This is a genomic window from Actinomadura sp. CNU-125 (genome assembly GCF_001942465.1).
Taxonomy (GTDB): domain Bacteria; phylum Actinomycetota; class Actinomycetes; order Streptosporangiales; family Streptosporangiaceae; genus Spirillospora.
The window spans coordinates 1-10,670 of record NZ_MKJY01000180.1 but is presented as its reverse complement, the minus strand read 5'-3'; the positions used below and the strand labels follow the sequence as shown (position 1 = coordinate 10,670).

At 72.2% G+C, this 10,670-nt stretch carries 11 protein-coding genes and 4 pseudogenes; 5 read left to right on the top strand and 10 right to left on the bottom strand.

Translation table 11 applies throughout. From position 1 onward, the window contains the following. Positions 1-183: 183 nt before the first annotated feature. Entirely contained in the window at positions 184-1,338 is a 1,155-nt protein-coding gene (locus tag BJF79_RS21410; RefSeq protein WP_075899927.1) for an FAD-dependent monooxygenase, read from the bottom strand. A 71-nt stretch (positions 1,339-1,409) separates the two neighbouring features. Between BJF79_RS21410 and BJF79_RS21405 the strand changes: the two genes are divergently transcribed. After that, on the top strand, positions 1,410-1,985 hold the full coding sequence (locus BJF79_RS21405; RefSeq protein ID WP_075899925.1) for a TetR/AcrR family transcriptional regulator: 576 nt from the start codon (positions 1,410-1,412) through the stop codon (positions 1,983-1,985). 57 nt (positions 1,986-2,042) lie between these two features. Here the strand turns inward: BJF79_RS21405 and wrbA are convergent, their stop codons facing one another. Then, positions 2,043-2,648, bottom strand: a complete 606-nt coding sequence (gene wrbA / locus BJF79_RS21400) for an NAD(P)H:quinone oxidoreductase (protein WP_075899922.1) — start codon at positions 2,646-2,648, stop codon at positions 2,043-2,045. Positions 2,649-2,764: 116 nt separating this feature from the next. Between wrbA and sigJ the strand changes: the two are divergent. Then, positions 2,765-3,562: pseudogene (sigJ, locus tag BJF79_RS21395) on the top strand (RNA polymerase sigma factor SigJ); the annotation flags it as partial. A gap of 63 nt (positions 3,563-3,625) precedes the next feature. On the opposite strand, the pseudogene BJF79_RS60955 reads toward sigJ, so the two are convergent. Continuing rightward, positions 3,626-4,356 (bottom strand): annotated as a pseudogene (locus BJF79_RS60955) (VOC family protein). 265 nt (positions 4,357-4,621) lie between these two features. Between BJF79_RS60955 and BJF79_RS21385 the strand changes: the two are divergent. Beyond that, positions 4,622-4,954: a TraR/DksA family transcriptional regulator gene (locus BJF79_RS21385; protein ID WP_075899920.1), complete on the top strand. Its 333-nt coding sequence runs from the start codon at positions 4,622-4,624 to the stop codon at positions 4,952-4,954. A gap of 36 nt (positions 4,955-4,990) precedes the next feature. Here the strand turns inward: BJF79_RS21385 and BJF79_RS21380 are convergent, their stop codons facing one another. After that, entirely contained in the window at positions 4,991-5,440 is a 450-nt protein-coding gene (locus BJF79_RS21380; RefSeq protein WP_075899918.1) for a cation:proton antiporter regulatory subunit, read from the bottom strand. 142 nt (positions 5,441-5,582) lie between these two features. On the opposite strand from BJF79_RS21380, the gene BJF79_RS21375 reads away from it, so the two are divergent. Both BJF79_RS21375 and BJF79_RS21370 read left to right on the top strand, forming a co-directional pair. Then, positions 5,583-6,554, top strand: coding sequence for a HAMP domain-containing sensor histidine kinase (locus tag BJF79_RS21375; RefSeq protein WP_075899916.1), 972 nt, complete (start codon positions 5,583-5,585; stop codon positions 6,552-6,554). Then, positions 6,551-7,192: a response regulator gene (locus BJF79_RS21370; RefSeq protein WP_075899914.1), complete on the top strand. Its 642-nt coding sequence runs from the start codon at positions 6,551-6,553 to the stop codon at positions 7,190-7,192. The genes BJF79_RS21375 and BJF79_RS21370 overlap by 4 nt, the downstream gene beginning before the upstream one ends. Here BJF79_RS21370 and BJF79_RS21365 read toward each other — a convergent pair. The 6 genes and pseudogenes from BJF79_RS21365 to BJF79_RS21350 all read right to left on the bottom strand — a co-directional run. Beyond that, positions 7,179-8,705, bottom strand: a complete 1,527-nt coding sequence (locus BJF79_RS21365; protein WP_075899912.1) for an AMP-binding protein — start codon at positions 8,703-8,705, stop codon at positions 7,179-7,181. The two genes, BJF79_RS21370 and BJF79_RS21365, sit on opposite strands and share 14 nt — an antisense overlap. Positions 8,706-8,713: 8 nt before the next feature. Next, positions 8,714-8,917 carry a ferredoxin gene (locus BJF79_RS21360; RefSeq protein ID WP_075899910.1) on the bottom strand — a complete coding sequence of 68 codons (204 nt, stop codon included), beginning with the start codon at positions 8,915-8,917 and terminating at the stop codon, positions 8,714-8,716. Beyond that, the gene (locus BJF79_RS60950) at positions 8,914-9,063 is read right to left on the bottom strand and encodes a cytochrome P450 (protein WP_262402369.1); all 150 of its coding nucleotides are present in this window, start codon (positions 9,061-9,063) and stop codon (positions 8,914-8,916) included. The genes BJF79_RS21360 and BJF79_RS60950 overlap by 4 nt, the downstream gene beginning before the upstream one ends. A gap of 6 nt (positions 9,064-9,069) precedes the next feature. After that, positions 9,070-9,273: pseudogene (locus BJF79_RS67110) on the bottom strand (cytochrome P450); the annotation flags it as partial. Continuing rightward, positions 9,207-9,611 (bottom strand): annotated as a pseudogene (locus tag BJF79_RS67105) (cytochrome P450); the annotation flags it as partial. The pseudogenes BJF79_RS67110 and BJF79_RS67105, both read right to left, overlap by 67 nt. A 599-nt stretch (positions 9,612-10,210) precedes the next feature. Next, the coding region (locus BJF79_RS21350) for an aldehyde dehydrogenase family protein (protein ID WP_262402367.1) at positions 10,211-10,670 on the bottom strand (460 nt) is incomplete at its 5' end.

Sequence of the window (10,670 nt, the reverse complement as noted above, 5' to 3'; positions counted from 1 at the left end):
CGGAGCGCAAGATCCGACGCCACAGCCGAGCATTATCCCGCACCACGCCTCACTCCGCCACGTGATACACGCTCTTAGTGTGAACGCAAAATGGCTACCCATTCTTGGGTCTATAATGTTGCCTTGTACCAGTATCACTGGAGATATCGAAGCGCGGAAGCGGCGACGTAATAAGGTGCTACTTTACGACTCGATACCGGAGTGATGGCTCGTCCACTCGGATTTTGGAGGGGTCCAGTCGATTACGGGGGCGGCTTGGCGTAGGACGAGGTTTGGGCCCAGGCGGCCGGTTGTCCACATGGCCGCGTCGCGGAGGGGCGTTAGGGCTCCCAGTTGGGTCAGGCGGGAGATTTGCCGGGACTTCGCCATGATCGTTGTCGTTCGGGGCAGGCGGGCCGCGGTGTATCCGGCGGGGCCGGTGCCGTTGGTGACCTCGTGGGCCAGGACCACGGCGTCCTCGATGGCCTGGCAGGCGCCCTGGCCGAGGTTGGGCGTCATGGGGTGGGCGGCGTCTCCCAGCAGGACGATCCGGTCGCGGTGGAGGGCCGGGAGGGCGCGCGGTAGGTAGTGGATGTCGTTGCGCAGGATTCGGGTCGGGTCTGCCTGCTGGAGGAGGGTCGGGATCGGGGCGTGCCAGGAGCCGAAGAGGCGTAGGAGTTCGCGTTTCTCGTCCGGGACGGTCGTGTTCGCGGGGGCGGGGGCGGTGGCGTAGCAGTAGACCTGGCCGCCGGCGATCGGGTTCACGCCGAAGACCAGGCCGCGGCCCCAGGTTTCGGAGAAGGCGCCGGTCTTGTCGGGGTCGGTGGTGAGCAGGCGCCAGGCCGTCAGGCCGGTGTAGCGCGGTTCGGGGTGGTCGGGGAAGAGGGCGGAGCGCACGCGGGAGCCGATTCCGTCGGCGGCGACGATCAGGTCCGCGCGTTCTTCGCCGGTCGAGGTGGTCACCGTCCCGTCGGGGGACGCCGAGTCGACGGTGACGCCGAGGCCGATCTCCGCCGGGTCGAGGACGCTCTGGAGCAGGTCGACCAGGGTGGCGCGCAGCATGACGACGGTGGGGTCGCCGAAGCGGGCGGCCGCGGCCTCCGCGCTGGTGCGGCTCAGCCAGCCGCCGTTCGGACGGCGGATGCCGCCGTCGCCCGCGAACGTGGCGAGTTCGCGGACCCGGTCGCCGATGCCGATGAGGTCCAGGGCGCGCAGGGCGTTGGGCATCATGGCCAGGCCCGAACCCACGGGTTCCAGGGTGGTGGATCGTTCCAGGACGCGGACCGTCCAGCCTTGGGCTTTGAGCGCTGCGGCGGCGGTGAGGCCGCCGATCCCCGCGCCGATCACGGTCGCTTTCATGGCTCTCCTCGATACTACGTTTGTAGTTAGACTATGGGTGTAGTTGCTTACTACGCAAGTAGTGTGTCGGTATGAGATCGCCGCGGGCGGAGCTGGTCGCCGAGACCGCCATCACGTTGCTGGCCGGGCGCGGGATGCGCGGGCTGACCCACCGGGCGGTGGACGAGGCCGCGGCGCTGCCGCCGGGCTCCGCCTCCAACATCGCGCGTACTCGCGCGGCGCTGCTGGAGCTGACGCTGGAGCGGCTGAACGAGCTGGAGGAACGGCAGTTCGCGGCCGCCTCCATCAGGCGTCTTCCAACGGATCGGGAGGACGCGGTGGAGCTGGTGGCGCGGCTGCTGCACGGGCAAATCACCGATGATCGGCGGCGCACGCTCGCGCGGTACGAGCTGGCTTTGGAGGCCACTCGTCGGCCCGAGTTGCGGGCCATGTACGACGCGAGCGGCCGGCACTTCCGGCGACCGGCGGTGGCGCTGATGGCGGCGCTGGGCTCGGCCGATCCCGAGACGGACGGCCGTCGTCTCGTCGTCTATGCCGAGGGCGTGATCTTCTACGCGCTCGCGGGCGCCGGTACCGACCCGACGATGGACGAGCTGCGCCGGGATGTGGCCGTTTTCCTGGAGCGGTGGCCCGGGACGGACGCGTAGCGGACCGGACGGGTGTGCGGGCCCGGCGGCAGGCGCGGCGCGCCTGCGCCGCGGCGTTCAGGCGCGGCCGGTCTTGAGGGCGGCCGCGGTCTCGACGACCCGGCGGGCCTGGTGGCGGGCCGCGTCCAGGGCCACGTCGCCGGGGGCGCCGTCGCCGGCGACGTGGGACGTGCCGTAGGGGTTGCCGGACTTGAACTGGATCGGGTCGGTGTAGCCGGGCGGCACGATGATGCCGCCCCAGTGGTAGAACGTGTTCCCCAGTGCGAGGAGGGTGGACTCCTGCCCCCCGTGGGCGGTGTTGGAGGCGGTGAAGGCCGAGTACACCTTGTCCGCGAGCCTGCCCTGGAACCACAGCGGGCCGGTCGTCTCCATGAACCGCCTGAGCTGGCTGGCCGGGTTGCCGAAGCGGGTGGGGCTGCCGAACAGCACGGCGTCCGCCCATTCGAGGTCGTCGTGGCCGGCTTCGGCGATCCCCGCGGTGTCCTCGATGTGCCGGGCCCAGGCCGGGTTGGCGTCGACGGCCTCGGGCGCCGCCGTTTCGGCGACCTTGCGCAGCCGGACGTGCGCGCCCGCCTTCTCCGCGCCCTCGACGATCGCTTCCGCCAGGGCGTGCAGGTTGCCGGTGGCGCTGTAGTAGACGACTGCGACGTTCACGGGTTCCATGGCCGTTCTCCTTCTGGTGGTCTCGGTAGACGGACGAAACGGCCGGTCGGTTTGTGAGCCTCACAGATCGCGGTGGTGTTTCGTCAGACTGGTGAGACCACGAGAAGGAGACGACCATGCCGTCCGAGCCCGCGATCGTCGACGAGCGGCGCCGGTTGATCGGCCTCGCCTACCGGCTGCTGGGGTCGGTGGCCGAGGCCGAGGACGTCGTCCAGGAGACCTACGCGCGCTGGTACGCCATGTCGGTGCGGCAGCGGGACGCCGTCCGGTCTCCCGGCGGCTGGCTCACGCGGGTCGCGTCCCGGATCTGCCTGGATCTGCTGGGGTCGGCGCGGGTGCGGCGGGAGAGTTACGTGGGCGAATGGGTTCCCGAGCCGGTGCCCGGAGACACCGAATGGCTCCACGACCCCGCGGACCGCGTCGCCCTCGACGAGTCGGTCACCATGGCGTTCCTGGTCGTGCTGGAGTCGATGACGCCGGCCGAGCGCGTCGCGTTCGTCCTGCACGACGTCTTCCGGTACCCGTTCGCCGAGGTGGCCGAGATCGTCGGCCGGACGCCGGCGGCGTGCCGCCAGCTTGCCGTTTCGGCGCGGCGGCGGGTCGGGGCGGCACCCGCTCCGGCGGCGCCGGCGGGCCGGCGGCGTCTCGTTCGGGAGTTCCGGCGGGCCTGGGAGGCCGGGGACGTCGATGCGCTCGTCGGCCTGCTGGCTCCCGACGCCACGGCCACCGGTGACGGCGGCGGACTCGTGCCGGCCGAGCTCCGGCCGGTCGAGGGCGCCGAGCGGGTCGCGCGTTTCTTCACCGGCCGGGCCCGTGCCGAAGGGCTGTCGATCAGGGAGTGCACGGTCAACGGCCAGGCCGGTCTGGTGGGCGAGGCGGACGGCGGCACCGTGTCGGTGTACGCGTTCGAGGTCGCAGAGGAGCGGATCACGCGTATCTGGGCGGTACTCAACCCGGCCAAGCTGCGGCGCTGGGCGTCACCCTCGGCCGAGGACGCAGAACTCGTTGCCCTCCGGGTCGGCGAGGACCGTCCAGGGGACGTCGCCCTGGCCGAGGTCGACGCGACGGCACCGAGCGTCCGTAGGCGCGCCACCTCGGTTTCCTTCTCGTCGATGGGGTGCGGCAGGAGGTCGACGTGGATGCGGTTCCACCACGCCCGTTCGGCGGGTTTGCGAAGGAACTCCAGGTACGGACCCGTGTCGGAGCGGAGCACCGCGTAGTCGTCGGTCACCTCGTGGAGGGTCCGGTCCAGCGCCCGGTCCCAGAAGCGCGCCATGGCACGGGGATCGGCGCAGTCGACCACCACGGCGGCGATCGGGCCGGTGTCCCGGTAGATCTCCCGGGGTTCCAGCACGCAGAACACGTTGCCCTCCGGGTCGGCCAGGACCGTCCAGGGGACGTCGCCCTGGCCCACGTCGGCGGGCGTCGCGCCGAGATCCTTCAGGCGCGCGACCAGCTCTCGGTGGTGGGCCTCCGAGGTGGTGGCGAGATCGAGGTGCACGCCGTACTTCACCGATTCGGGGTCCTGGACGGCGACCAGGTCGATGTAGAAGCCCGCGGGGTCGGGCCAGTCGAGGCCCGCGGGTTCGAGGTTGGTGACGCCGGGTCCCTCGCTGGACGTCCGCCAGCCGAGCGCCTCCGCCCAGAAGCGGCCGAGGGCCGCGTCGTCCCGGGCCTTGAAGTTCACCTGAACGAGTCGCAGCGCCATGCCGCCGATCATAGATCCGCGGTTAGGTAGAACGCGTTCTACTGTCGCGGGCATGAGACACGGGATCGTGCTCTTCACCAGTGCCGGGGGCATCCGCCTGGGGCCTCCCCGACGAGCCCGAGGAGGAGGTCGTCGCCTTCCTGGCCGGGCACGCCGAACGTCCGGGTTCGTGACGCCGGAAATGGGTGTCAGCACCGATGTCGACGGGCGCGCCGATCGCCGATGGTGAGTGGAGGTGCACCACTTGTGTTGGAGGGATGGGCGGATGACCACGGACGACGTGCACGCGCTGGACGGTTCGGCGACGCGTGAGGTGCGGCGGCGGCTGGACGACGAGCGGGGCAAGCGCGAGGCGCAGCTCGCGGCGCTGGAGGAGGAGATCGGACGGACGCCGCTGGAGCAGGTCGAGGCGGCGGACTGGTCGCGGGCGGAGAACCTGCGGCAGAGCCTCGCGGAGATCGACGGGGCGGTGCGGCGGCTGGAAGACGGCGTGTACGGCAAGTGCGAGGGGTGCGAGCAGGCGATCCCCTCGGGGCGCCTGGAGATCCTGCCGTATGCGCGGTACTGCGTGCGCTGCCAGGGGCGCGCGGGACGCTGACCGGCACCCCGGCCGGTTCCGGCCGGGGTGCTCCGCTCACGTCAGCGCCCGCCGCAGTTCGTCGATCGCGGGTTCGGTGCCGACCGCGATGACCGCGTCCCCGTGCCGCAGCCGGAGATCGCCGGACGGGGCGTCGATGGTGCGGCCCTCGCGGAGCACGGCCACGATGCTCGCCCGCGCCCGGACATCGTGCAGCGGACGGCCGTCGTACGGGGACGAGGCGGCCACCGGGATATGCACGGCCTGCAGATCGACGACGGCGAGGTGCGGCACCTCGTCGACGACCGTGGGGCTGCCGAGCAGTTCGGCGACGGTGCGGGATTCGGTGTCGGTCAGGGCGATCGTGCCGGTCACCCCGTGCGGGCCGTGCAGGACGAGCTCGCGGCGGCCGTCGCGGTGCGCGACCACGCCGGCGTGCTGGCCGGCGGCGGTGGTGAACTTGTACGAGGTGCCCGTCCGGGGCAGGTTCGTCCTGTCCAGAAGCATCGATGTCCTCCAGGCGGCACGCGTTCCGAGGGGTCTTGTACCTTCCACCATGCGCGACGGCGGCGGCGGGGAACATCGGTGGCGGCACCCATTTCCCGGGGAGGCGGGGTGTAGCCGCCGGGGCGAGGGGAGGGAGGCGGCGATGCGGTTGTTCTGGCGCGTGTTCTGGTTGAACACGCTGGTGGGGACGGTGGCGACCGTGCTGCTGATGGTGGGCCCGTGGACGGTGTCGGTGCCGATCCGGCTGACGGAGGCGCTGGTGCTCGCGGCCGGGCTGGCGGCGATGCTGGTGGCGAACGCGGCGCTGCTGCGCTGGGGGCTGGCTCCCCTGCAGCAGCTGATCCGGCTGATGGAGACGGTCGATCTGCTGCGTCCGGGGCAGCGGCTCGAAGTCGGCGGCAGCGCGGAGGTCGCGACGCTGATCGACACGTTCAACCGGATGCTGGGGCGGCTGGAGAGCGAGCGGGGCGCGAGCACGGCCCGGGTGCTGCTGGCGCAGGAGGACGAGCGCCGCCACATCGCGCGGGAGCTGCACGATGAGATCGGGCAGAGCCTGACGGCGCTGCTGCTGGACTTGAAGCGGCTGACGGGTCAGGCGCCGCCGGAGCTGCGGGAGGAGCTGCGGCTCGCGCAGGAGACCACCCGGGGCAGCCTGGAGGAGGTGCGGCGGATCGCGCGGCGGCTGCGTCCGGACGTGCTGGAGGACCTGGGGCTGGCGAGCGCGCTGGCCGCACTGGTGTCGCAGTTCGACGCGCACACCGTCCTGCGGGTGGAGCGGAACCTGCATCCGGAGCTGCCGCCGCTCGACGCGGACGTGGAGCTGGTGCTGTACCGGATCGCGCAGGAGTCGCTGACGAACGCGGCGCGCCATTCGGGCGCGACGTCCGTCGAGTTGAGTCTGGAGCCGGCCGGGGATCCGGGCGGTGTGCTGCTGAAGGTCGAGGACGACGGGAAGGGGCTGGGGCACGTGCCCGAGGGAGCGGGGATCAGGGGAATGCGGGAGCGGGCGCTGCTGGTCGGCGGCACGCTGACGCTGGGGGCGGGGGCGGCGGGCGGTACCCGCCTCACCCTGCGCGTGCCCGGCCGCGGCCGGGGACCGGAGGGGCTGCCTTGATCCGCATCCTGCTGGCCGACGATCACGCGCTGGTGCGGCGCGGGGTGCGGCTCATCCTGGACGGGGAACCGGATCTGCGGGTCGTCGCCGAGGCCGGGGACGGCGCGGAGGCGATCGAGCTGCTGCGGGGCGGTGTGGAGGCGGATCTGGCGGTGCTGGACGTGGCGATGCCGCGGATGACGGGGTTGCAGGCGACCCGCGAGCTGACCCGCAGGTTCCCGGGGCTGCGGGTGCTCATCCTGACGATGCACGACAACGAGCAGTACCTGTTCGAGGCGCTGAAGGCGGGCGCGGCCGGGTACGTGCTGAAGACGCTGGCGGACCGGGACCTGATCGCGGCGTGCCGGGCGGCGATGCGCGGCGAGCCGTTCCTGTATCCGGGGACGGTCGGGACGCTGATCGGCACGTATCTCGAGCGGGCCCGCGCCGGACGGTCCGACGGCGTGCTGACGCCCCGGGAGGAGGAGATCCTCAAGCTCGTCGCCGAGGGGCACTCCTCCAAGGAGATCGCGGGCCTGCTCGTGATCAGCGTGAAGACGGTGGAGCGGCACCGCGCGAACATCCTGGCGAAGCTCGGGATGAAGGACCGCCTGGAGCTGCTGCGCTACGCCATCCGCGTCGGTCTCATCGAGCCTTGAGCGAGGTGCGCAGCACGTATTTCTGCACCTTGCCGCTGGGGGTGCGGGGGAAGTCGTCCAGGACGTGCAGTTCCTCGGGCCACTTCTGCCGGGCGAGGCCGTTCGCTTCGAGGTGTGCGCGGACGTCGTCGAGGGTGGGGGCCGGGGGTTCCTTGAGCCGGACGAACGCGGCCGCGTGCTCGCCGAGCCGTGCGTCCGGCGCGGCGACGACGGCGGCCTCGGCGACGGACGGGAGGGTGAGGAGCTGCTCCTCGACTTCGAGGGCGCTGATGTTCTCGCCGCCGCGGATGATGATGTCGGACTTGCGGTCGGTGATGGTGATGTATCCGTCGTCGTCCATCTCGGCGATGTCGCCGGTGTGGTACCAGCCGTCGGCGTCGAAGACCCGCTCGGTCAGGGCGTCGTCGGTGTAGCCGAGGCACAGGTCGGGGCCGCGGCTGATGATCTCGCCGTCGTCGGAGAGGCGCAGCTCGACGCCGGGCAGGGCCTTGCCGTCGGTGTGCAGCCGCTTGTCCCGGGCGGCGGTGTAGTGCGCGGCGGTCATGGACGGGTGCTCGGTGCTGCCGTACGAGCGGTAGACGATGATGCCGAGGTCGGTGAGGCGGGACGTGACGGCGGCGGGGACGGGCGCGCCGCCGAGGCCCGCGTACTTCATCCGGCGCAGGTGCCGGTCGGCGAAGTCGGGGTGGTCGAGGAGGCTGGTGATGTAGTAGGGGACGCCGCCGCCGACGATGAGGTCGTCGCTGTCCATGAGGGCGAGGACGCGGCCGGGGTCCCAGGCGTCGGCGAGGTGGATCGGGGTGCCGCCGAGGACAGGGATGAGGAAGGCGCCGACCATGCCGATGAAGTGGCCGACGGGCGCGGAGGTGAGCTGGCGGGCGAGTTCGGGCGGGTAGCGGTCGGCGAGCTGGCGGGTCTCGCAGCCGAGGGTCTGGTGGCTGTGGACGACGCCCTTGGGGTCGCGGGTCGTGCCGGAGGTGAAGCTGATCAGCGCGGGCCCCGCGGGGTCGACGGGGAGCACGCCGGGCAGCGGGTCGCCGAGCAGGTCGTCGAAGTCGCGGCCGACGACGCCGACGTGCGGGACGTGCGCGCTGACGGCGGGGTCGTGCTCCAGCCGGCCGAACCGCTCGGCGGTGACGAACGCCTTCGGCTTCACCGCGTCCAGGATGTAGCCGACCTCCTTGCGCCCGTAGATGTGGACGATCGGCACGACGACGGCGCCGAGGAACGACGACGCCCAGAAGACCGCGGCGGCCTCCATCCAGTTCGGCAGCTGGAAGGCGACGACGTCGCCCGGCCCCACGCCGCGGTCCCGCAGGCCGCCGGCCAGGCGGCGGGCGAGGTGCTCGACGTCGGCGAAGGTCCCGGACCAGGGCCGGACGGACGAGTGCACGCGGAACGTCGCGTCCGGTGCGGCCGCGAGCCCGCGCTGGAGGAGGTCGCCGATCGTGTCCCGCGTCCACCACCCTTCCGCCTCGTACCGTTCGGCCAGTTCGGCAGGGATCGTGCGCATCGCGGCTCCTAGTCGGCGAGGCGGATGGAGCGGGTGGGGCACGCCTCGGCGGCGTTGCGGACGTCGCCGGGCGGGTCGCCCCGTTCGTCCATGATGGTCACTTTTCCGTCGTCGTCCAGGCCGAAGGTGTTCGGCGCGTAGAAGCCGCACATGCCGGTACCGGCGCACGTGCCCGCGCTGACGTCGATCCGGGCGGGGACCGGGCCGGTCATCCGAACACCACCGGCAGCTCGCTGGGGCCGCGCCAGTGCAGCCCCATCAGGACGGGACGTTCCGCGCCCGGGGCCCACCTCAGGTTCGGCAACCGGTCGAGGATCGCGTTGAGCGCGACGGTCATCTCGGCGCGCGCGAGGTGCATGCCGAGGCAGACGTGCGGGCCGCCGGCGAACGACAGGTGCGGGCGCAGCGGCCGGTGCACGTCGAACCGTTCGGGGTCGTCCCAGCGTTTCGGGTCGTGGTTGGCGGCGGTGAGGCAGAGCGCGACCCGCGACCGGCCGGGATCGCCACGCCGCCGAGTTCGGCGTCGCGGGTGGCGGTGCGGAAGAAGGTCGGGTCGGTGACCTCCCAGCGCAGCGACTCCTCGATGGCGTTGCGGACGAGCGAGCGGTCGCGGCGGACGGCGTCGAGCTGGTCGGGGGCGTTCAGCAGCGCCCACAGCGTGATGGCGAGCTGCCGCCAGGTCGTCCCGGAACCGGCGGTGAGGATCAGCCGGGCGAACGCGAGGATCTCGGCGTCGGTGAGGCCGCGCCGGGTGCCGTCCTCGTCGCGGATGGTGTCCCGCAGCAGCTTGCTGATGAGGTCGTCGCGGGGCGCGGTCCGCCGGTCGGCGATCACCGGCCCGAGGATCTCGCCGGCCGCGGCGGCGGCGGCGATCCGGTCGTCGCGTTCGACGGTGGCGCCGATCATCTGCTCGATCAGCTCGCGCAGCCGGAGCGTGTCGTCCATGCCGATGCCGAAGCTGCCGGTGATCGTCAGCAGCGGCAGCAGGGCGCAGAACTCGACGTTGAGGTCGGCGGAGCCGCGTGACTCGATGCGGTCGAGGAGCGTGCCGGTGATGCCGGTGATCCAGCGGTCGGCCCACCACTGCATCATGTTGCGGTTGAAGGACGGCTGGACGACCGCGCGGTGCCGGGAGTGCTCGGCGCCGCCCATGCCGAGGATGTTGCGGCCGAACGTGTCGAAGGTGCTCTGCATCGCCTCGGAGCTGTAGGTCTCCGGGTCGCGGAACACGGCGTTGACGGTGTCGTAGCCGAACGCCGAGAAGACGGCCGCGGGCTTCGCCCGTCCGGCGACGGGCGCGGGGTGCGGCAGGCCGAGCACCTGCTCGACCGTCCCCTCGTGGACGGGCCCGGTCTCGCGGGCGCGGCGCAGCCCGGCGTGGAAGTCGACGGCGAAGTCGCCGCCGGATCTGGCCCGCCGGTACTCGCCGCCGGTGTCGAACAGGGTGCGGATCTTGACCGGGTCGAGCCGGGCGATCTCGTCTAGCATCTGCTTCTCCCGTGGGGTCAGGCGCTCACGGCGGTGACGTGTTTGGCCTGCTGGTAGGCCCGGATGCCCTCGCGGCCGCGCTCGCGCCCGTCGCCGCTGTGGCGGCGGCCGCCGGAGGAGGCGAACGCGCCGATGTAGCCGCCGTTGACGAAGACGGTGCCGGAGCGGACGCGGCGGGCGACGGCGAGCGCCTCGTCGGCGGGCCCGTACACGGCGCCGGACAGCCCGTAGACGGTGTCATTGGCGAGTTCGACGGCGTGGTCGGCGTCGCGGTAGCCGAGCACGGACACGACCGGCCCGAACGTCTCCTCCTGCGCGAGCGGGTTCGCGGTGCCGTCGAGGTCGACGACGGTGGGTTCGAAGTAGTGGCCGCCGAGGTCGCGGCGGGCGCGGCCGCCCGCGACGACGCGTCCGCCGTGCTCGCGCGCCGCCGCGACGTGCTCCGCGCAGCGGGCGACCTGGCGGCGCAGATCAGGG